Origin of the sequence: Pseudomonas sp. D47 (assembly GCF_045447305.1) — a bacterium.
Lineage (GTDB): Bacteria > Pseudomonadota > Gammaproteobacteria > Pseudomonadales > Pseudomonadaceae > Aquipseudomonas.
Map to the genome: position 1 here is coordinate 15,955 of NZ_JBJGXU010000038.1, position 20,344 is coordinate 36,298.

Here is a 20,344-nt window from a genome sequence, read left to right on the forward strand (position 1 = left end):
AGCCTGACACCGAGGCCCCCTTGAACAGGCGCCTCCTGGCGCCGGGGGTACGAAAATCCGCGAAAAACCAGAGTAGATGGTTTTTGTGCGGTTTATGTACGGTTTTCGTGTGGTTTTTGTATGGTTTTTGTGCAGCTTATGTACGGTTTTTGTGTGGTCGTTTCAGCCCTTTCGCACATTTTAAAATGCCCATATTTCGCCCTGAAAGGTCCATTCTTTCGGCATTTAGCTCAATCCGCACATTCGGAAAATAGATCCCTCCCCCCTAGCGTTAAAAATTCATCTCTTTCCAAAGGAGCTCCAAAAAAGCTTCAGAGACGAATGTTGCTCGGTGCACATAAGTTGACGCGAGTATAGGCGTTCAACTTAACGGGAAGCTGAGGCTAATATTACAGTCTTGTTACTTGTGCATTTGTGAGCAAATGTTAGTTAAGGGCGAACGAATGTAAGCACTCACCGTGGTGATTATTCAGAGTGCCACCAGTGGGTATTCGGCAATCAAGCGCACTTCCTCCAAGTCCGACTCGAAAGTACTGGAGCGCACGGTGGCTTGGCGCAAGCGCAACGACAAATCCTTCAGGCTGCCACTTTGCACCACGTACTTGGCCTCTACGTTGCGTTCCCAGCGGCGTTGGTCCGTCAGCGGGTTGCCCGCCGAATCGCGGCGCATATACACCGAGTTGGCGTTGCTGTAATCGGCGCCGGAGCCTTTGGCGTAGCGGGTCATGAATGATAGGCCGGGAATGCCGAACGCCTGCATGTCCAGGTCGTAACGGGCCATCCACGAGCGCTCCTTGGGCGAGTTGAAGTCGCTGTACTGGATCGAGTTGTTGAGGAAGATTGAGTCCGATTGGCGCAAGTAATCGAAGTCGTCATCGCCGTTGTTGCGCTGGTGCGACACGGCCACGCTGTGGGCGCCGACCTTTACCCCAAGCCTGGCGCTCCAGATGTTGTTGTCGAACTCACCCAGCCGTTTTTTGCCTTCGTCCACGGCCTTGTAATAGTTGAAGTCGCCGAACAATGAGACGTCGTCGGTCAACGGGTAATTGGCGGCGCTGCCGAAGTAGTATTGGTCCCACGCGTCCTTCAAACGGCTGCTGTACAGGCTGACTGTCAGGTGTTTATTGACGGCATATTCACCGCCTAGATAGCCGATCCACGGCGAGTCGACCTTGCCCGCATAGAAGGTCGCAAAGCCTTTGTTCATGCCACTTTCACTGGGTTGGCTCATGCCGCTCAGGCGTCCGCCTTGCAGGCTCAGGCCCTCAAGGCTGGTATTTTGCGCGGTGACGCCGCGAAAGCTTTCCGGCAACAAGCGCGAGTCGCCGGCTGCCACCACGGGGGTGGCGGGGAATACGTCGCCGGCCTTGATGACGGTGTCCAGCACGCGTAATTTCGCCGCGCCGCCGAATTTGCTGTAGCTGCTTTCGGGGCGGTTGTCGCTGTCCACCGGCAACACGCCGAACGAGCCCTTACCGCCGCTGCGGCCGGTGCCCGAGTCAAGTTTCAGGCCATACATGGCAAACGCATCCAGGCCGAACCCCACGGTACCTTGGGTAAAACCCGATTCGAATTTGCCGATCAAGCCCTGCGCCCAGGCTTCGGAATAGCCATTGCCGGTGGGGCTGGACTGGCCCTTGCGGTCATCACGGTTGAAGTAAAAATTGCGCGCCAGCACGCTCACGCTGCTGCCTTCGATAAAACCTTCGGGTTTGTCTTCCACGGCCACGGCGGCCAGAGGCAGTGCGGCAATCAGTGAAAAGGGTAGGGTGTAGTAAGCAATACTCATGTTTCGCTCCTGGGTGTCGGCAGTTTTCAGCTTTTTATAGGATCGGGCGTTCTTATTGATTTGGCCCAGGCTGATAGTTGCAAACCGCAGATAACGAACTCGTTGCGTGAACATTACAATTCTGGCAGCTCGCGACCACCTAACAGATAAGTAATGTTTCAGTGAACATGGCGACAGGGTTGGTTGATTAGTCTCGTTACTGAACTTTTCAATCGAGGAACCTGTTATGAACGCTTATAAAATTGGCTTGGGTGTATTAACGGCAGTCTTGTCATTTGGCGCGTTGGCCGAAGGCGGGGGTGATCGCACCTTTGCCCTGATGATGGAGCGCAATGAAAAAGCCATGGCGGCCTACGCCGAGAAAAAGGGCAAACCGATGCCCGAGGTACAGGCCTACCGCTATGGCATGAAGCTGGACATTGCCAACGTGGTCAACGTCACACCGCCGATCCGCTCGTGCAACCCGGTGCCGTCGCGCATGACCTATGAAGACTCCAGCGGCAAGCTCAATACCCTTGAGTATCAAGTGATGGGCATCTGCCGAAACAACGGTGGTTGATCGGGCCAAAAAACAGTTGGGGGCGGCGCAAAAAAGCGCTTCAGAAAACGCCGGCAGCGCCGATGCAGGTGAGAATCCTCTCCCAATATGACCATCGGTGCCCCATGTTCAACACCCGTTTGAAGCAGGAGCTGTCGGCTCTTCGTGAAGAGTTGTCCAGCTTGCAGCAGGTCAAGGAGAGCCTGGAAAGCGAAATGCTGTGCCTGACGCTGGACGCCGAAGGCCGGGTGGAGTGGGCGAACGCCAACTTCCTGCAAGAACTGTCGTACCAGGCTACAAACATACTGGGGCGCCACATTGATGAGCTGGTGCCCGCATATCTGCGTCAGGACGAATTCCAGCGGCGCTTCAAGAATGCCCTGGTGCGGGGCGAACACTTCGCCGGCACCGTGCGCCTGATGCGTGGCAACGGCAAGGAAGCGTGGCTGCGTTCGATCCTGCAGCCGGTGCGCAACTCGGACGGGTGCATCAAACATTTTTCGATTTATTCCAGCGACCTCACTCGCACCATCGAGGCGTCGCGCGAGCACGAAAACCTGATCACCGCGCTGGTGCGTTCCACCGCGGTCATCGAGTTCGACCTCGGCGGGCATGTGCTGACCGCCAATGACCGATTCCTGAGCGGCATGGGTTACAGCCTGGCGCAAATCCAGGGCAAACATCACCGTATGTTCTGCGAGCCACAGGAATACAACAGCCCGGAGTATCAGCACTTCTGGAAACGTTTGAATGCCGGTGAGTTTGTTGCCGCGCGCTTCAAACGGGTCGACAGCCATGGCCGTGTGGTGTGGCTGGAGGCGACCTACAACCCGGTGCTGGATGCCAATGAACGGTTGTACAAAGTGGTCAAGTTCGCCACGGTGATCACCGATCAAGTCAATCAAGAGCAAGCGGTGGCCGAGGCCGCCAACATCGCCTACAGCACCTCGCTGCAAACCGACGACAGTGCCCAGCGCGGCAGCACCGTCGTGACCCAGGCGGTGGATGTGATGCGTGATCTGGCCAAGCACATGCAACAGGCCGGTGATGGCATCGAGGCGCTGAACGCGCAGTCCCAAGTGATCGGCACCATCGTCAAGACCATCAGCGGCATCGCCGAGCAAACCAACCTGCTGGCACTCAATGCGGCCATCGAAGCAGCACGTGCCGGTGAGCAGGGCCGTGGCTTTGCGGTGGTGGCTGATGAAGTTCGTCAATTGGCCTCGCGTACCAGCAAGGCCACCGAGGAAATCGTCGGTGTGGTGCGTCAGAACCAGGACATGGCCCGCGATGCGGTGTCCTTGATGACTGAAGGCCGCGAGCAGGCCGAGCAAGGTTTAGCGCTGGCGGCCGAGGCGGGCACGGTGATTGTGGAGATCCAGGACGGTGCAAAAAAGGTGGTCAGTGCGGTAGGACAATTCGCAAATCAGCTGTCGACCTAACCCGTGGGACTTGCGCTTGAGGTATCGTAGGTTTTTTCTTGCTTGAAGAGCCGCCCCTCCATGAGCCCTACCCACCTTCTCCCCGTTCCGTTGTCCAAGGCTTACCGCTTGCTCAATCACGGGCCGACCGTGTTGGTGAGCGCGGCCCACGACGGCAAGCGCAATATCATGGCCGCTGCCTGGGCGATGCCGCTGGATTTTGAACCGCCGAAAGTCGCCGTGGTGCTGGACAAGGCCACCTGGACCCGCCAACTGCTGGAAGGCGCAGGCACCTTCGTGCTCCAAGTGCCTTGTGTGGCCCAGGCCGATCTGGTGCAGACCGTCGGCAACACCACGGGCTCAGACACCGACAAATTCGCCGCCTACGGCCTGCAGACGTTCAACGGTGAACACACCGAAGCGCCGCTGCTGGAAGGTTGTGTCGCCTGGCTGGAGTGCCGCCTGCTGCCCGAGCCCCACAACCAACAGGCCTACGATTTATTCCTCGGCGAAGTCGTGGCCGCCTATGCCGACGAGCGCGTGTTCAGCGAAGGGCACTGGCACTTTGAAGGGCATGATGAGTTACGCACCTTGCACCATATCGCCGGCGGTAATTTCCTCAGCATCGGCGAGCCCATTGTTGGGCGTCAGCTGTAAGCCTTACCCGCGTACGTCTGCCAGGCAACAGATCGGCGGGGCGTTGGGCCTGGCGGTGCGGGTGTCGGTGGGGTCGAACGGCGTGATTTGCGTTGGTGGGCGCGGTGTTGGCGTTGCGCCTCAAGCAACGCTCGCCCGAGCCGCACGCGATATTGGAAACAACATAGATAAAATGTGGGAGCTGGCTTGCCTGCGATAGCGCCGGCTCAGCAACACATGTGTTGACTGACGCGCCGCTATCGCAGGCAAGCCAGCTCCCACATTGACTGCATTTCAAGCCAAAGGCTCAGCGCCCGAGCATTTTCACCCAACGCGACGGCGGCATGCCGTAGGTGCTGCGAAATTGCCGTGTCATGTGGCTCTGGTCGGTGAAGCCGGCGGTCAATGCCGCATCCACCAACGATTGGCCTTGGACGAGCAAGCTGCGCACCAGGTCCAGCCGCCGCATGGTCAGGTAGCGATAGGGGCTGGTGCCGAACAACAAGCGAAAATCCCGCGACAACGCCCAGCGATCACGGCCGCAATGGTCGGCCATTTCATCCAGGGTGATGCTGCGGCCCAAGGCGCTGTGGATAAATTCCCGGGCGCGCTCGGCGGCGACGTAATCGAAAGATTTACGGCTGATGATCACCCCCGATGCAGCGCTCAGCGCCTGGGCCAGGTCGTACAGAGCGTCCTGTTCCTGCATCGGGTCAATCGGGCAATCCAGGCTTTGCAGCAATACTTCGCTGGCGCGGAACAGTCGCGGGTCGGTTGATAATCCGTTGTGGATAAACGGTAACGGCCTGCCGCCAAGAATCTGTTGGATTAGCGCCGGCTCCACATAAATCATGCGGTACTTGAAGCCTTCTACACTGCTGGCGCGGCCGTCATGGCATTCATCGGGGTGAATCACCATGGTCGTACCGGGCAAGCTGTGGGTCATGCTGCCGCGGTAGTGATAACTCTGCACGCCGAACAGCGTGCGCCCGATGGCGTAGGTGTCGTGGCGATGCGGGTCGAACGCAAAGCCTGCAAAGTACGCTTCGATACGGTCCAGGCCGCTGGCGTGCGGGGCGCGGTGCAGCCAATCGAGGCTAGAAGTGGGTTGGCCCATGGTGACTGGTCACAAGTAGAGGTGGAAACACGTTAACCCAGTCTGGCGCGGGTTGTCTGCCGAGGTCTTGTACGATTGTGCGTGATCTGGATGAGCCTTTTTTAACGGTCGCATTGCTTTGCGTTAAAAAATGATTGTTTTACGATAATTAATCTATTATTTTGTGCGCTCACTCACTCACCGAGGTTGTTTATGAATACCCAACGTCTGGCCCAGCTCAGTCAGCGCATGTCGCTGCTTACCCTCTTGCTGCTTGTCGTTATGCTGGTGCTTAACACTGCCGTGTGGCTGTTTCCGGTGCTGGGTTCCTCCGCCGATGGCCTGGGGTTTGGCTTTGCCTTGACTGACCGTCTGATCGAGGCGCACGCCGCTAAAGTTGCGCTGTTCCCGTGGTGGCAGACGGCGGGTGGCATTGTGCTTTCCACCATCCCATTGATGGCGTTGGCGTCAGGCTTGAACCATCTGCGCCAACTGTTTCGCAATTACGCTCGGGGTGAGTACTTCTCCAGTGCCGCGGCGCAGCACCTGGGCAAAGTTGGGCGAGCAGTGGCGATATGGGTGCTGCTGGACTTTTTATGCGAGCCGTTGCTCAGTGTCTGGGTCACGATGAATGAGCCGGTCGGCCAGCGATTGATTACGCTGAGTGTCACCGCGCCAAGCTTCGTCGCGTTGTTTCTCGCTGCCTGTATCGCGGTAATCGCGCGTATCCTGTGGCAGGCCAGTGAAGTGGATTCTGAAAACCGTACTTTTGTTTGAGATCGAAATGCCCATTGTGATTGAACTGGACGTTATGCTTGCCCGGCGCAAGGTCAAATCCAAAGACCTGGCGGCCGCCATAGGGATTACCGAACAGAACCTGTCGTTGCTCAAACAAGGCAAGGTCAAGGGCATACGGCTGGGCACGTTGGATGCTATATGTGCCTACCTGGAGTGCCAGCCTGGCGACTTGTTGGTGCACACGCCTGAGCCGGCGGCCGAATAGGTTTAACCACTGACGAAGAGGGACGCCCCATGCTGTTCTCCGACTTGCCGTACGCAGCACCGTTGCTGTCGCTGGGGCTGCTTTGGGCTGTCGCGGTGGTGACGCCGGGGCCGAACTTCTTCAACACTGCCCAACTGGCGGCGAGTTGCTCGCGTCGTCATGGCGTGGTGGCGTCCGCCGGGGTGGCCACGGGCACGGTGATATGGGGGCTGGCAGGCGGCTTGGGCATCAAGTCGCTGTTCACCGCTGCGCCCATGCTCTATCTGGCCTTCAAGATCATCGGCGGCTGCTACCTGATCTACCTGGGGCTGAAACTGTTCAAGCGTTCGGCTCCTATCAATCAAGCCGCATTGCCTGACGAGCCCCAGCGCTCGCTGTTCTCTGCCTGGCGCTTCGGTTTGCTGGGCAACTTGTCCAACCCCAAGGCCGCACTGTTCGTTGCCACGGCCTTCGCCTCGACCATGCCGCCGTCACCGTCGCCAACGTTGTTGGCGCTGGCGGTCATCACCATGGCCACCTTGTCGTTCAGCTGGTACACCAGCGTAGCCCTGGTGTTTTCCAGCGAGCGCATGGCCAATCTTTACAGCCGTTCACGCAAGTGGCTCGACCGGTTTGCCGGTGGCTGCTACCTGTTGTTTGGCGCACATCTGGTAGCGAATCGCTGACCGCTCATGGTAAGAAGCCTTACTTTCAATAGTGAGGCCGAGTCATGAGCAAGGTGCGGGTAGGTATTATTTTTGGTGGCCGTTCGGCCGAGCACGAAGTCTCGCTGCAATCGGCGCGCAATATTGTCGATGCGCTGGACCGTTCGCGCTTCGAGCCCGTGCTAATCGGCATCGACAAGGCCGGCCACTGGCACCTCAACGACACCTCGAACTTCCTGATCAACCAGGAAAACCCGGCGCTGATCGCCCTCAACCAGTCCAACCGCGAACTGGCGGTGGTGCCGGGCAAGGCCAGCCAGCAAGTGGTGGAAACCTCGGGGCAGGGCCTGCTGCAACACATCGATGTGATTTTCCCTATTGTCCACGGCACCCTCGGTGAAGACGGCTGCCTGCAAGGCCTGCTGCGCATGGCCGACCTGCCTTTCGTCGGCTCCGACGTACTGGGTTCGGCCGTGTGCATGGACAAGGACATCAGCAAACGCCTGCTGCGCGATGCCGGCATTGCCGTCACCCCGTTCATCACGCTGACCCGTGGCAACGCGGCGCGCACCTCCTTTGAGGCTGCGGCGAACAAACTCGGTTTGCCGATGTTCGTCAAACCCGCCAATCAGGGTTCCTCGGTGGGCGTGAGCAAAGTCGCCGACGCCGCCGAGTACCACGCCGCCGTCGAGCTGGCCCTGGGCTTTGATGAAAAAGTGCTGGTGGAATCCGCCGTTCAAGGCCGCGAAATTGAATGTGCCGTGCTCGGCAACGACAACCCCATCGCCAGCGGCTGCGGCGAAATCGTGGTGAGCAACGGCTTCTATTCCTACGACAGTAAATACATCGACGACCAGGCCGCCCAAGTGGTGGTGCCGGCCGATATCAGCGTTGAGGCCAGCGAGCGTATTCGCCAACTCGCCATCGAAGCGTTTGAGGTGTTGGGTTGCGCCGGGCTGGCGCGGGTCGACGTGTTTCTCACCGACGACGGCGAAGTGCTGATTAACGAAATCAACTCACTGCCTGGCTTCACTCGCATCAGCGTGTACCCCAAGCTGTGGCAGGCGGCGGGGATGAGTTACAGCGAGCTGGTAAGCCGGTTGATTGAGCTGGCGCTGGAGCGGCATGCGGGGCGGAAGGGGTTGAAGATAAGCCGCTGATTGTTGTGGCGCGCTACCTTTTGTGGCGCGCGACTTACTGTGGCAAGCTCGCTCGCCACAGTAAGCCGGTTAGCCTGCCAGCCATAGGGGACAGAGGCTCTCTAGTTTTTGCGAGCAATCCACGAATAGATCAACGTCTTCGCCTCCTCCGGGTGATGCGTCCTCCTGCGGTAGCTGGCGAAGGTCGGTGATGTGCAGTAAGTGCACACCTCACTGACTTCGATCTGCTCACGCTTAACTCCCGCCGCTTGCAGCAGCATCACCCCGTATCCACTCAAATCAAACCACGCACTTCCCGTCTGCCGCGCATGCGGCGGTGCAATCTGCGGCGCCAGCCGTGGTGCCGGCTGCTCGAAGCGCCACGGCGCTTGTCCGTCACGCCACAAGTGGCCTTGGTCCGTCTGAAACTGGGTGATAAACCCTTCGCTCACCTCGTAACAGCACGGTTTGATCGACGGCCCGATAGCGACCTGCAACTGGTCAACGGCAATGCCCTCGGCGGTAAATTGCTGCACGGCGTTGGCGATAATTCCGCTTTGCAACCCCTTCCAGCCGCCATGCACGGCGGCAACCATTTCACCACTTTTCGCGGCAATAAGAATGGGCAAGCAATCAGCGGTAATCACTGCGATTGGCGGGTGCGCGCGAGTGAGCACGCCATCGGCCTCAACGGTATTGGCCACCTGATCAGGCTGCCATTCGATCACCGTCGCACTGTGCACCTGCTTGCAGATGAACACCTCATCCGGTCGCAATGGATCATCGATCGAACAAAAACCATGATCGACGCCGGGGAGGGCGCCGAGATTGTTTGCCTGTTGCAAGGGGCTCTCTCCGCTCAATAAAGTCAGTCGCCGACCGCTTCGCCTTCACGCCGAGGATCCGCGCCGCCGCTCAGCGACACCTTACCCTGAGCATCGCGTGTGCGAACAATGGCCTGGATGCCGCTGGTCATATCGATCTCACTCAACGCATGGCCCTTGTCCCTCAGTGCCTGTTTCAACTCGGGGCTGAACAACCCTGCTTCCAGCTCGGTCGCACCGTTGCGGCTACCAAAGTTGGGCAGGCTGATGGCCGCTTGCGGGTCGAGCTTCCAATCGAGCATCGCCACCAGGGATTTGCTCACGTACTCAATGATCTGCGAGCCGCCCGGTGAGCCCACGGTGGCCAGCAACTCGCCGCTCTTGCGGTCGAACACCAAGGTCGGTGCCATGGCCGAGCGTGGGCGTTTGCCGGGCTCGACGCGGTTGGCCACCGGCTGGCCGTTTTCTTCAGGGATGAACGAGAAGTCGGTCATCTGGTTGTTGAGCAAAAAGCCCTGGACCATCACATGCGAACCGAATGCCGCTTCCACCGTGGTGGTCATCGACACGGCGCCGCCCAGGTCATCCACCGCCACCACTTGCGAGGTGGAGATGCGCAACGGCGAGCGGTCCGGCGCGTAGGCCACCTGAATGCCCACAGGCTGGCCTGGTTTGGCGATGCCCATGCTGCGTTCGCCGATCAGCGCAGCGCGCTTGGCCAGGTAGTCTGGGGCGACGAGGCCAGCGGTCGGCACCGGCACGAAGTCGGCATCGGCCACGTACAGCCCACGGTCTGCGAACGCCAGGCGACCCGCCTCGGCAAGCAGGTGCACGGCTTCGGGTGTGGGTTCAAGCCCTGCGGGCGATGCGCTTTTAATCGGTTTCATCGGCGCTATGGCCTGGCGTGGGTCGCGGGCTTCCACTGCCTGCAATGTGCCGAGGATCTGTGCGATTGCAATCCCACCCGACGACGGCGGTGGCATGCCGCACACCTGATACTGCTTGTAGTCGGTGCACAGCGGCGTGCGTTCCTTGGCGGTGTAGGCCTTGAGGTCGGCCTGTGACAGGCTGCCCGCATTGCGGTTGCCTTGGACCTTACGCGCGATCTCATCAGCAATCGGCCCGTGATACAGCGCGTCCGGTCCTTCCTTGGCGATGCGCTTGAACACAGCGGCCAACGCCGGGTTTTTCAACAGGGTGCCGGTGGCTTTAGGCGTGCCGTCGGCATTCAGAAAATACGCCGCCATCTCGGGTGATTGCGCGATGTAACGGTCAGCCGCGATCAACGCGTGCAGGCGCGGCGAAATCGCGAAGCCTTGCTCTGACAAACGAATCGCCGGTTCAAACAGCTTGGCCCATTGCAGGTGCCCGGTCTTCTTGTGCGCCATTTCCAGCGCACGCAATACCCCCGGTGTGCCGACCGACCGCCCGCCAATCTGCGCCTCGGGAAACGCCATCGGCGTGCCGTCCGCTTTTAGGAACAAGCGCTCAGTTGCGCCGGCTGGGGCGGTTTCGCGGCCGTCATAGGCGTGCACTTTTTTGCCATCCCACAGCATGATGAACGCGCCGCCGCCAATGCCGGAAGACTGCGGCTCCACCAGCGTCAGTACGGCCTGCATGGCAATCGCTGCATCAATTGCCGAACCGCCTTGGCGCAACATCTCGCGCCCGGCTTCGGCGGCCAGTGGGTTGGCGGCGGCGGCCATATGGCGCTCGGCGTGGCGGGTGGTGAGGTCGGTGCGGTAACCCGAGCCCAACTCCGGTGCCGGCGGCTGTTCATTGACGGGGGTGTGACAGCCGGCCAGGGCGAGGGCTGCGGCTATCACTGACAGTTGACGGCGGGAAATCAAAAACACGCGCTGAACTCCGTTCATTTTGAGAATGATCTGTTGTCCTTGGGGTGGTACTTTTTACAGGTAAATCACGCCTTGCAGGTAGAGCACCGCATGGCCCGAGATGATCACGCGGTCGCCCTTGAGCTCGCAACGCAGTTGCCCACGGCGCTTGCCGCCTTGTTCAGCAGTCAATTGCGACTTGCCCAAACGCTCAGCCCAGAAAGGTGCCAGCGAGGTGTGTGCGGAGCCGGTGACCGGGTCTTCATCGACGCCCACGTTCGGGCCGAACCAGCGCGAAACAAAATCAAACTGCGTGCTTTTGGCCGTCACCGCGATCCCGCGTTTGGGCAGGCCCTTGAGGCGCGCGAAGTCTGGCGTCAGGGCGGCGATTTGAGCCTCATCGTCGACCAGCACGATGTAGTCATCGGTGGCAAACACCTCGGCGTGCTCAATCCCTAATGCGCTCAACAGTCCACTGGGCGGCTCGCAGCGCTGAGGCTGTTTAGCCGGGAAATCCATCGCCAGTTCGTCGCCATTGCGCGTCACGCGAAGCTCGCCGCTGCGGGTGGCAAAGCGCAACACTTCAGGTGCGTCCGCCAGTTGATGAATCAGCACCCACGCCGCTGCCAACGTGGCATGGCCGCACAGGTCCACTTCGACTTGCGGGGTGAACCAGCGCAACTCATAGAAATCGCCACGGGGCACGAAATAGGCGGTTTCGGAGAGGTTGTTTTCCGCGGCGATGTCTTGCAGTTGTGCGTCGGGCAGCCAATCGGTCAGCGGGCAGACGGCTGCCGGGTTGCCACCGAAAGGATGTTGGCTGAAAGCGTCGACTTGGTAGATGTCCAATTTCATCGGGGGCACTCCGTCTTGTGGAGGCTGGACACTAACAGTGGGTCAGGAGGGCGTCAAAATACAGATACGCAGTTTTTTTGAGCGCACGCCCCCTGGCCTGCTCAGCCCAGGCGCAACAGCATCGCCCCGGCGGCAATGACACATGCGGCAACAATGCGAGCGCGGGTCAGATGCTCTTTCAGCACCCATGCCGAAATCCCCACGCCGAACAGGATCGACGTTTCCCGCAGCGCTGAAACGGTGGCGATGGGGGCAGCGGTCATGGCCCAAAGCGCCAGACCATAAGACGCTATCGTGCCCACACCGCCGACGATGCCCAGGCGCCAGTTACGGCTTACGTAGTCACGGAACACGCCGCGCCGGGCCGCTAAAGCCCATGCGGCAAGCGGAATGCCGGTCAGCAGGAAGATCCACAGTGTATAGGCCACCGGCGCGCCGGACTTGCGCACGCCCAAGCCGTCGATAAGGGTGTAGCTGGCGATCACCCCCGCGTTGATCAGCGCCAGAATCAAGCCTTTTCGCTGTCCTGATAACGGCGCTACAGCCATGCTCAAGATGCCCAGAGAGATCACCGCAATGCCGAGCCAGGCAAATGCCGACAATGGCTCCGCCAACACAAACACACTCACCGTCGCCACCACCAACGGCGCGGTGCCGCGCATGATCGGGTAGGTCTGGCTCATGTCGGCAATGCGGTATGTCGAGGCGACCAGCACGAAATACAGCACTTGGAGAATCACCGACGCGCCGATGAACGGCCAGCTTTCTGGCGCCGGCAGCGCCAGAAACGGGATGGCCGCCAACGCGATCAACGAGGCGACGGACGCAATCAGGCAGGTGGTCAACAGCTTGTCGACGCCACCTTTGACCACCGCATTCCAGGTGGCGTGGAGCGCGGCGCCCAGCATGATAATGGCGAATACGTGGAGGCTCATGAGGCGTGGCTTGCGCCGTTGATCAGCGCCGTCAGCACATGGTCCGCCCACACGCCATTGATCTTGAGATAGGCCCGCGCCTCACCCTCGCGCTCAAACCCTAGCCGTTTGAGCAGACGCGCACTGCGTTCATTTTCAGGCCGGTAGTTGGCCATGATTCGATGCAGTTTCATGTCATCGAACACATGGGCAATCGCGGCTTTCAGCGCTTCGTGCATCAGCCCCTGGCCCTGGGCAGATTCGTCGAGCGCGTAGCCCAAGTGACAGGCTTCAAATGCACCGCGCACGACGTTGGTGAAGTTGCAGACGCCGATGACTGTGCCGTCGTGCAGTATCAGCAGATGCAGCGCTTCGCCGCTGGCGGTTTTCTCGGCCATGGTTTTGAGGCGTTGGGTGATGGCGTCGAGTTCGAAGAAGTCATCGCCGTGCGTGGGTTCCCAGGGTTGAAGGTAAGCGCGGTTTCGCAGCAGATACGTTTGCAGAGCGCCAGCGTGAGACGGGCGAGCGGCTTGCAGCGACAGCCGTTCGGTGGTGATGCCGTGGGTGGGGAAGTGGGGGTTCACGTATCGCCTCCTTGTGGATGGGGGCGAGTATGCCTCAGGGCTTTTCTTCAGGCATAAAAAAACGGCCTACCTTTCGGTAAGCCGTTTTTAGTACTTGGTGGCTACACAGTCATTTGAACTAGATATTAAAGCTACTGTATTTAAAAGGTTTTGTTTGGATTGCTACTTTTTGGGATACATGGGGGGATACACGGTGCTCGCTGCTGGGCCATCTTTTGCTACCTTGGCTGGCCAGCCCTCATGAGTAACAAAGCGCTCCTCGGTGCAAAGCGCAGGGACCAAGGTCAGGCAGCATTTCAGATTTCACGTAGCGCCACGCCCCATTGGCGTAGGTAGGACGATCTTCAATTAACTCAGACTCTCAAGTCGTTCGGTAGCTTGGGCCTGTGCTGTGCCCAGTTGAAACTTCCACTCGGTCGCTTCTTCGTCCGTGCAAACCCCATCGGATGGCAGCGTGGCTATCAACACTGACGCATATTCGTAGTGCTCATTGAGATCTTCCATTGAGGCGCTTACCCCGACCTCGTTAATGAGTGCTTTGGCGTGCTCTCGCATTTGGCTCTTCTCTTCAAACGTGTAGCGGGACATCGCAGCTCCTTGATATGCGGATGACTAAAACCCATTGAGCCACATCAAGAAAAAATCTTCAGCCGAAAAAAATCTGAACGAAAAAGCACTTATCCCCCTCCCGCCGACGGGCTTCGCGTGAATTTTTTGTGCAAATTCGCAGGTAGTGCAAACAAGGCTCCAGCCCAGGCCCGCTGCGGGGCTTGGCAGCTGATGGGCCATTGCACTTTGTGCAACGTTTTGAAGAAAAATGACAAGCCATTGCACTGGCGACTGGTCGTTCCTGGCTACGTTTCAGGCCACCAAACCCAATGGCATTAAGGGTGCGGCGGAGTTTTCTCAAAGTGCATGGCTTGTTTTTTGGGGTTGAACTCGTGATTCGGCTGGAGTGGATGAAAAGCGTGCGCGCCATGTGGAGCAGGGCTTTCAGCCAATTTGACAGGGTGTCGTGAATTTCATTTCTTTGCGTGAGCGCGCTGGGGGTGGTGTTGTAAAAAACCCAGCTTTCGCTCATTCAGAGGGAAATCAAAAAAACACACGGAAGTGCCGCTGGTAACGCACGGAGGGGGATGTTGGTGAAAGCCCTGAAAGCCCCGGTTTATAAGGCGAAAAACCTGAAAACAGCTTTTTTGAAAGTCCCCGGAACCGGCAAAGTTTTGCAGGTGGGGTGGCAGAGAGAAGGAAGAGGAGTGAGGCCGCTCACACGGCCTTGGTTGGGCACCACTCAGCAGGGTTTTCCTGCCAGGCAATGATTGTTGATTCACGCCATCCGACACGCCCTGGTGAGATGCGGACAGGTCTAGGGAACTGTCCGCTTTTCATCACTCGCCAGAGGGTGGTTCGCGAAAGGGAGGTGACATCGAGCACGTCCCTTTCCCGCATGAAACGATCCAGCTTACTCACGTTGGGCTCCTACGATCTGAGCCTATGCGAGACTCCTAAACTGACTGGTCGCTGAGTCTCAGGACGCGGCGATTGTGCGCTTAAGTTTCAGAAGAGCAGCAGTGTTATCTACGGCTGCTTCTTTCGGCACGGTAGGAGGCATCGCTGCCAGTGTTGGAGCCTGTGTTTCTTTCTCGGCCCCATCAAATAACTGCTCAAGTTTTTTCCCGAGAGCAATCCAGGTGAGTTCTTGGATTTTCACTTGTCGTTCGTGCTGGCTGTTACAGCGAGAGAGCACCACCTCATGTTCGCCAAGACTTTTGAGCAGTACGGCGTGGGATAAGGTGAACAACTCCAACAGAATTTCGAGAGTGCCACCCTGCTTTAACGCCTGTGCCAACAGATCCTGTTGAAATAGTTTGTTGATCGAAGCTGGAACGCCCACCAACTTCAAGCGCGCTTCGGCTACTTGAATAATCAAGTTGTTTGGGATACCGGTTCGCGCTTCGGCGGTGAAGCGCAATGCCTGAGCGTCCTTCCTCAGCTGCGCACTGCGTTCAATTTCTTCGTTGATTTTGCTCTGCTCGATGGTGCCTGACTTGGCCATTGAATTCCAGGAGGCGTCTGTGAGACTGGCCTGAGTTTCAAGTTTTGCGGCCTGCTGCGTTAGGCGCTGGTTCTCTTGCACTACTTCGGTGTACTTATTTTGCAGAGCAACATAAGCGTCTCTGTTGACTTCGAAAGAAGCTAATCTTTCCTGTAACTCAGGGCTCAGTTTTTCCGGATCAATAGTGTTCAGTTGCATGTCGTTATTCCTTGGTCAGTTAAGTTGTGCTACTTGCGCCCTGGTGCGAGGCTCATCACACCAGTTCTACGTTCTCAGCCATGGCGAGTTTTGCAAATTGCTCAACTACATAGCCTTCGTTCCGACTGTTGTAATCTTCGACGCGGTTACGTTTCGGGTTTTCCAGCATGATTACGCGCCAACTGGAGTCTTGGAAGTAGATCGACAGATTGTCCCAACTGGTGACCAGTACGGCATTAACCGGAAAGTGCGGCACGCTGAAGCTCGGTACGCCGCCATAGGTGCTTACGACCTGCGCACTTTCAATGCGCTCTTTCTCGGTCGGTGTCCCCGCCTGCTTGGCGTATAGCACGGCCTTATCGTGAGCCAGGAGGTCAGAGCCAATGATCGCGATCAGATCGCCACCATCGCGCAAGTTGTCGTCAATCGCTCGCGTTACGTCATATACGAGGGCGTCCAGGTTGGCATAGTCGCCGCCTTCACCCAGGCGAATTTTGCCAGCCTCTAGACCCTGGCTGAGCACCTGACCTGGCACCTGCTCACGGGCCTGTTGCAACCAGCCTTTGTTTACATCTTCAAGCATGGGAAAGGCTTCAATATCGGTCTGTGCGGCAGCATGTGTGCCACGAAACCCAATCATCATGCGATCTAAGGCGATCTGCTTCTGCACGGCGTCGGAATAGCGCTTGTGGAAGTCCGGGAACTTGGCCCAGGCATCAAGCTTGACGTATGGCAGGCTAACATCGGACTCGGTAGGCGACAGTTCGTAAGTATTGTTTTCCAGGCTGGAAAAGTCTTTTACTTCACGGTCTTTAGTTTTGACATCAGTTCGGCTGGTTACAGGGCCAGTTACCCCGAACATGACTTTTTCACCTTTGATCTCACTGACCGGAACAATGTTGATGCGTTCTAGAAAGTCGGATTTTGCCGTGATCTTTTCATTGAGTGATTGGGCTGCACTGGGTTCGACAGCAAAAGAACGAGCCCCTTCGGGCGCTTTATAAACCTTGGCGTAAGCCTGCTTTAAGATTGAAAACTTTGCATTGCCGTTATTGTTGCTCATTGGAAATCCCTATTGTCGGAGTTGAGGTTAGAGGCGGTAACTTGCTACAAGCTTGGCGAGAATGAAGTTGCACAACATGCCTTGCCCACATGTTAATATTAACACAATGCAATGTATTTATATGTCTTTCAGAGGCTTGCTTAATGCGAATTAACTGTAGGTATTGTGGCAACAAAGCACACATCTCCAGAGCTGAAAAAGAGTCGTCGAGTTACGCAAAGCTTTATTGCATATGCCTTGAACCAAATTGCGCACACAGCTTTGTTTCAGAACTTAGCTTCTCGCACACGCTTAAGCCCTCCAAGATCCTGCCAGCAGAAGAAACGATACTTGATCGAATATCAAAACTTACTGGCGAACAGCAAAAGCAACTACTTGAGCAGCTAGACATGCTTTAACAACTTATAAAGAAAGTCATCTAAAAACTTACACCCATAAAAAAGCCCCGCTGGACAAACACCGAGCGGGGCTTTTTATTCAGGTCAATCGGTCAATCAGGCGCGGGAAGGCTACGAAGGTAGGCCACGACCTGTCGGCGATGCTGGTATTCGACTGCCAAGCCTTGTCGTAGCAGCGCCTTGAGCACGTTACCGCTTCGGCTTATCAGCATTGCGTTTGGCATCACCCACTCAATAGCGCGTTCCCGGTGACTGAAGCGAAGCAACCGCCCGCGTTTACCGTCTTCGTCGTTCACGGCTTTAGCCGCCATGTGCAGTGGGCCGCATATCCAATGATCGAACAGGGTGAATTTTCCATCCCGACTACTCTGCCTGATGCCGTGATACCAGGTGCCAGGGCGGTAGTGCATTCCCTCTACGGTTTCCTCCTGGTCGTAGACGGCGAAGCGTGGACGCTGAAGCTTTTGCAAGTCGTTCCAGGCCTCTAGGCTGTCGAGATGTAGGCTCATGCCCGTACCTCCGCTGTCGGCCAACGGCTAACCGCTTTCATTGCCTCGGCTTGGGTGATGGGTTCGCTAATCATGTTGCAAACGAGTTTGCCACTCAGGTACACCCTCCAGCAGCAACGTCGCTCCAGACCATCTCCGGCTTCCAGCTCGGCCAACAGTTCCGAACGATGGCCTTTGACCCACAACCGGATTAAAGCTGTCAGATTCGATGCAGGCGCGACGATGATGTTTCGACCCTCTGCCCGGACGCTGAAACCGTGTTCATGCAGGTAGCTCAGATGCGAACTCATGACAAACTCTCCTTATGCACAACGGTGCCTTTACTGCCCTTGTTTCCCCCTTCCCCGCTAAAGGGGGGTGTTTTAGCCGCTACAACTTTGGAGGCCACTGCCTTGGCCGACGCGCTCAACGACCTAGGCAATCCAGGCGGAGCGCTATGCACCACGATATGGCCCTGACCGATCTTGAAATTCTTGACCACTGCGATGCACACGTTCCACGCCTCGCGGGCTACGGCATCGCCTGACTCGACCACGTTGCCCTGGTCGTCGATGATCGCCAATCGCGCCGGACGACCGTCAACAGTGGTGAACTGGTAGCCGCTAGTCACGTTGGCACTGATGCGTCCCTTCTCCAGGGTGCCTGTCTTTGGAATGCCGATCATGACCGCGCTCCTTCACCTACTTTGCTCAAATTCATCACAGGAATTCCTCATGCGAAACAGCGCCGTTTTTGCCCTTATTTCCTCTGTCCCCGCCAAGGGGGGGTGTTCTATCCGAAACATCGAAACAACCCGCGCCGTTACTGGGCTGTAGCGTTTCGCAAGGGGTTTTTGCGGGGGTGGGTAAAATGCCTTGCGAAACGCTGGAGGCCACGTAATCCGTGGCTTGTTTCGATGTTTCGGATAGAGAGGGGGGGCTGGCCGAAAGGTAGCGGGTAAAGGAGTCCTTAAAGTCCTCGATTTGATAGCCCTTCTTGGAGTCGAAATTGATACGGATCTGTTTCGACTTGATACCAAACTCTGTCAGTTTTCCCGATAGTTGACGTGGCGACATCGGCTTGCCACGGTTCCAGGTGGCCCAGGGCGCTTCGTCGTCAGCAATCAAGGCATCCAGCAGTTCAGAACTGAAAATCTTGATTACCCGTTTTTCAACGAACATGGCTTTCACGTCCTGGAGCAATTCGATACCGATACTCGGCGTATCACCCTCCAGGCCATGCAGCACAGTCGCCGCTAGTCGTGCGGACTTAGGCCAATGCCCACCGGCAACATCGGCAATAGCCAGCAGCGGCTCCCAGCAGTCGTTTGCACGGTCGTTAAGCCCTTGGATAGGGTCAGGGCGTGCATCGCCGATAACTGCGCCGTTATCAGCAGCGAAGCGGGCCAGCTTCGCTTGTAGCCGCATCCAGATGGTCGGGTCAGAATGGCGTAGACGCTCCACAGTCTCGCCTGCAACCCGCCGACGCAGGCGCAGGGGAATGCTACGGTCGGCCAGGGTGTCAGCGATCTTGCCAATGCCGCACAACGCCTTAGCACCCCACACGTTGAAGCGGGTTGGCATGTGGTCATCACCTACACACCGAATGACCGAGGCGCTGTCTCGGGTAAACCCGGCGTTGAGGATTCCCCTGGCGTCATCGTGCGCCGCCAGGAAGGCGTCCACCTCGTCAATCAGCAAGGTCGGTGCCCACAACTCAATAGCCCGATACAGCGCCGCTGGAGCGATGTTCGCAACTTGCAACGGTCGGTAAGCGAGCCTGCCCAGGACTGTTAACAGGATGGACTTGCCACAGCGTTTCTCCGGCGCGGTGATGTTGGCAATCGGAGCTATTTGCACCACGTCGATCAGCCAGGTGAAGGTCACCCAAAGCGCAGCCGCACGGATGGTTTCCTTGTCTGCCGCGACATACCGTTTCATGGTATTGGCAATGTCATCGAGCAGCTCTTCGCCACTGACCGGCTTGGGCCAGGGTTCGATCTCGCCAAAAATGTCATTGTGGGCCGCGTCTTCTTCATCCTCAGACACCGCCGTCAGACGGTCGAACTCGGCCATGCTGACCTGCTTGGTGTCCTTCACCTTGGCGCGAAGACGGGCGAAGATCGACGGCTCGTTTTTGCGCATTTTTTGCAACAGAGACAGGATGCCGGGCTCATACAGCGCCCCGGCATCGCTACCGAGTTTCTTAACGGCGTCACCCACTTTGTCAGTGGTGGCCCACTGATCGGCGAAACGATCTGGAGTAGTCATTCTTCGACCCCCAGGCGTTGTTTGGCGAGGTTGAAGCGCTCCAGGTCAGCGGGGCTCATTTCAGTTCCTTGGTCATTCAGGTTTTTGCCGATCTGGTAGATCAGGCGTTCATGTCGGACAGCCGCTGGACTGGGGCCACGGCGCTCACGCTTTTCACCAGGGAACAGGTCGCGCAGCTCCAGGCCGATGGCTTGGGTAATGTCCAAGGCACTGCACCCCACCCAGCACTTGAGCAGGACGGTGCCGTCTGAAGTCTCGGTAATGCCTAGGCTGGGCGACTTGTCAGCGTGAGCGGGACAGCAGGCTTTCCAGCGGCCCTTTCCATTGATCTTCACCTGGTCAAGACGATTCAAAACGCTGTCGATGGGCGTCATTTCCTGATCCCCGATTTGGTTTTCTTGCGCATGAGGTATTTGTCCACGGCCTCGACGTTCCAGCGCACCGCACGGCCAAGGTGCAAGGGTTTTGGAAAACCAGCGATCTTGGAAATGCGCCACCAGGTGGCGCGGCTGATTTGATATCGAGTCCACATCTGCTTGGCCGTCGCCCATACAGGCTCAGGCGGAGGACGGGGCTTGGCGGGCCTTTTCATG

The 20,344-nt window shown here is 57.7% G+C and carries 25 protein-coding genes and 2 pseudogenes; 9 read left to right on the plus strand and 18 right to left on the minus strand.

The annotated features are described in order from the left end of the window. Window positions 1-469: 469 nt before the first annotated feature. Window positions 470-1,789, minus strand: coding sequence for an OprD family porin (locus ACI77I_RS21630; RefSeq protein WP_094948978.1), 1,320 nt, complete (start codon window positions 1,787-1,789; stop codon window positions 470-472). Window positions 1,790-2,015: 226 nt separating this feature from the next. Here ACI77I_RS21630 and ACI77I_RS21635 point away from each other — a divergent pair, with 226 nt between their 5' ends. From ACI77I_RS21635 to ACI77I_RS21650, 4 genes and pseudogenes are all read left to right on the plus strand, one after another. Then, window positions 2,016-2,348, plus strand: a complete 333-nt coding sequence (locus ACI77I_RS21635; RefSeq protein ID WP_094948860.1) for a DUF2790 domain-containing protein — start codon at window positions 2,016-2,018, stop codon at window positions 2,346-2,348. A 194-nt stretch (window positions 2,349-2,542) separates the two neighbouring features. Beyond that, window positions 2,543-3,229: pseudogene (locus ACI77I_RS21640) on the plus strand (PAS domain-containing protein); the annotation flags it as partial. Between the two features lie 108 nt (window positions 3,230-3,337). After that, window positions 3,338-3,769: pseudogene (locus ACI77I_RS21645) on the plus strand (methyl-accepting chemotaxis protein); the annotation flags it as partial. 60 nt (window positions 3,770-3,829) lie between these two features. Further along, window positions 3,830-4,405 carry a flavin reductase family protein gene (locus ACI77I_RS21650; protein WP_094948862.1) on the plus strand — a complete coding sequence of 192 codons (576 nt, stop codon included), beginning with the start codon at window positions 3,830-3,832 and terminating at the stop codon, window positions 4,403-4,405. A gap of 286 nt (window positions 4,406-4,691) precedes the next feature. On the opposite strand, the gene ACI77I_RS21655 is transcribed toward ACI77I_RS21650, so the two are convergent. Beyond that, window positions 4,692-5,501, minus strand: coding sequence for an AraC family transcriptional regulator (locus tag ACI77I_RS21655; protein ID WP_406998367.1), 810 nt, complete (start codon window positions 5,499-5,501; stop codon window positions 4,692-4,694). Between the two features lie 192 nt (window positions 5,502-5,693). Between ACI77I_RS21655 and ACI77I_RS21660 the strand changes: the two genes are divergently transcribed. Genes ACI77I_RS21660 through ddlA form a run of 4 tightly spaced genes read left to right on the plus strand, consistent with a single transcriptional unit; the run spans window position 5,694 to window position 8,287 of the window. Then, a complete protein-coding gene (locus tag ACI77I_RS21660; protein WP_094948864.1) occupies window positions 5,694-6,257 on the plus strand; it encodes a DUF2975 domain-containing protein in 564 nt (187 codons plus the stop codon). 7 nt (window positions 6,258-6,264) lie between these two features. Beyond that, a complete protein-coding gene (locus tag ACI77I_RS21665) occupies window positions 6,265-6,483 on the plus strand; it encodes a helix-turn-helix transcriptional regulator (protein ID WP_094948865.1) in 219 nt (72 codons plus the stop codon). A gap of 29 nt (window positions 6,484-6,512) precedes the next feature. Further along, on the plus strand, window positions 6,513-7,148 hold the full coding sequence (locus tag ACI77I_RS21670; protein WP_094948866.1) for a LysE family transporter: 636 nt from the start codon (window positions 6,513-6,515) through the stop codon (window positions 7,146-7,148). A 44-nt stretch (window positions 7,149-7,192) separates the two neighbouring features. Continuing rightward, the gene (ddlA, locus tag ACI77I_RS21675) at window positions 7,193-8,287 is read left to right on the plus strand and encodes a D-alanine--D-alanine ligase (RefSeq protein WP_406998368.1); all 1,095 of its coding nucleotides are present in this window, start codon (window positions 7,193-7,195) and stop codon (window positions 8,285-8,287) included. 101 nt (window positions 8,288-8,388) lie between these two features. Here the strand turns inward: ddlA and pgeF are convergent, their stop codons facing one another. The 10 genes from pgeF to ACI77I_RS21725 all read right to left on the minus strand — a co-directional run bounded on the left by pgeF (window position 8,389) and on the right by ACI77I_RS21725 (window position 16,595). Then, entirely contained in the window at window positions 8,389-9,111 is a 723-nt protein-coding gene (gene pgeF / locus ACI77I_RS21680) for a peptidoglycan editing factor PgeF (protein ID WP_406998369.1), read from the minus strand. Window positions 9,112-9,134: 23 nt separating this feature from the next. Then, on the minus strand, window positions 9,135-10,964 hold the full coding sequence (gene ggt / locus ACI77I_RS21685; RefSeq protein WP_406998370.1) for a gamma-glutamyltransferase: 1,830 nt from the start codon (window positions 10,962-10,964) through the stop codon (window positions 9,135-9,137). A gap of 36 nt (window positions 10,965-11,000) precedes the next feature. Then, window positions 11,001-11,780: a PhzF family phenazine biosynthesis protein gene (locus ACI77I_RS21690; RefSeq protein WP_406998371.1), complete on the minus strand. Its 780-nt coding sequence runs from the start codon at window positions 11,778-11,780 to the stop codon at window positions 11,001-11,003. Window positions 11,781-11,881: 101 nt separating this feature from the next. After that, the gene (locus ACI77I_RS21695; protein WP_406998372.1) at window positions 11,882-12,715 is read right to left on the minus strand and encodes an EamA family transporter; all 834 of its coding nucleotides are present in this window, start codon (window positions 12,713-12,715) and stop codon (window positions 11,882-11,884) included. Next, entirely contained in the window at window positions 12,712-13,278 is a 567-nt protein-coding gene (locus tag ACI77I_RS21700) for a GNAT family N-acetyltransferase (protein ID WP_242154248.1), read from the minus strand. The genes ACI77I_RS21695 and ACI77I_RS21700 overlap by 4 nt, the downstream gene beginning before the upstream one ends. Before the next feature lie 348 nt (window positions 13,279-13,626). Then, on the minus strand, window positions 13,627-13,866 hold the full coding sequence (locus ACI77I_RS21705; RefSeq protein ID WP_406998373.1) for a hypothetical protein: 240 nt from the start codon (window positions 13,864-13,866) through the stop codon (window positions 13,627-13,629). A gap of 58 nt (window positions 13,867-13,924) precedes the next feature. Next, window positions 13,925-14,359: a hypothetical protein gene (locus tag ACI77I_RS21710; protein WP_406998374.1), complete on the minus strand. Its 435-nt coding sequence runs from the start codon at window positions 14,357-14,359 to the stop codon at window positions 13,925-13,927. Window positions 14,360-14,544: 185 nt separating this feature from the next. Further along, window positions 14,545-14,727, minus strand: a complete 183-nt coding sequence (locus ACI77I_RS21715) for a helix-turn-helix transcriptional regulator (RefSeq protein WP_406998394.1) — start codon at window positions 14,725-14,727, stop codon at window positions 14,545-14,547. 79 nt (window positions 14,728-14,806) lie between these two features. Beyond that, entirely contained in the window at window positions 14,807-15,532 is a 726-nt protein-coding gene (locus tag ACI77I_RS21720; RefSeq protein ID WP_406998375.1) for a hypothetical protein, read from the minus strand. A 55-nt stretch (window positions 15,533-15,587) separates the two neighbouring features. Next, window positions 15,588-16,595, minus strand: coding sequence for a phage major capsid protein, P2 family (locus ACI77I_RS21725; RefSeq protein ID WP_406998376.1), 1,008 nt, complete (start codon window positions 16,593-16,595; stop codon window positions 15,588-15,590). 143 nt (window positions 16,596-16,738) lie between these two features. On the opposite strand from ACI77I_RS21725, the gene ACI77I_RS21730 reads away from it, so the two are divergent. Next, a complete protein-coding gene (locus tag ACI77I_RS21730) occupies window positions 16,739-16,993 on the plus strand; it encodes an ogr/Delta-like zinc finger family protein (protein ID WP_406998377.1) in 255 nt (84 codons plus the stop codon). A 92-nt stretch (window positions 16,994-17,085) separates the two neighbouring features. Here ACI77I_RS21730 and ACI77I_RS21735 read toward each other — a convergent pair whose 3' ends face one another. The 6 genes from ACI77I_RS21735 to ACI77I_RS21760 are packed head-to-tail and all read right to left on the minus strand — an operon-like array spanning window position 17,086 to window position 20,343. Next, a complete protein-coding gene (locus tag ACI77I_RS21735) occupies window positions 17,086-17,502 on the minus strand; it encodes a DUF927 domain-containing protein (protein WP_406998378.1) in 417 nt (138 codons plus the stop codon). Beyond that, complete coding sequence (locus ACI77I_RS21740) at window positions 17,499-17,792, minus strand: hypothetical protein (protein WP_406998379.1); 294 nt, start codon at window positions 17,790-17,792, stop codon at window positions 17,499-17,501. Before ACI77I_RS21740 ends, ACI77I_RS21735 begins: the two co-directional genes overlap by 4 nt. Then, complete coding sequence (locus ACI77I_RS21745; RefSeq protein WP_406998380.1) at window positions 17,789-18,166, minus strand: hypothetical protein; 378 nt, start codon at window positions 18,164-18,166, stop codon at window positions 17,789-17,791. The genes ACI77I_RS21740 and ACI77I_RS21745 overlap by 4 nt, the downstream gene beginning before the upstream one ends. A 34-nt stretch (window positions 18,167-18,200) precedes the next feature. Beyond that, the gene (locus ACI77I_RS21750) at window positions 18,201-19,751 is read right to left on the minus strand and encodes a DUF3631 domain-containing protein (protein WP_406998381.1); all 1,551 of its coding nucleotides are present in this window, start codon (window positions 19,749-19,751) and stop codon (window positions 18,201-18,203) included. Beyond that, window positions 19,748-20,125: a virulence-associated protein E gene (locus ACI77I_RS21755; protein ID WP_406998382.1), complete on the minus strand. Its 378-nt coding sequence runs from the start codon at window positions 20,123-20,125 to the stop codon at window positions 19,748-19,750. Before ACI77I_RS21755 ends, ACI77I_RS21750 begins: the two co-directional genes overlap by 4 nt. Further along, window positions 20,122-20,343 (minus strand): helix-turn-helix transcriptional regulator, encoded by a 222-nt coding sequence (locus tag ACI77I_RS21760; RefSeq protein ID WP_406998383.1) that lies wholly within the window; start codon window positions 20,341-20,343, stop codon window positions 20,122-20,124. Before ACI77I_RS21760 ends, ACI77I_RS21755 begins: the two co-directional genes overlap by 4 nt. Between the last annotated feature and the right edge of the window lies 1 nt (window position 20,344).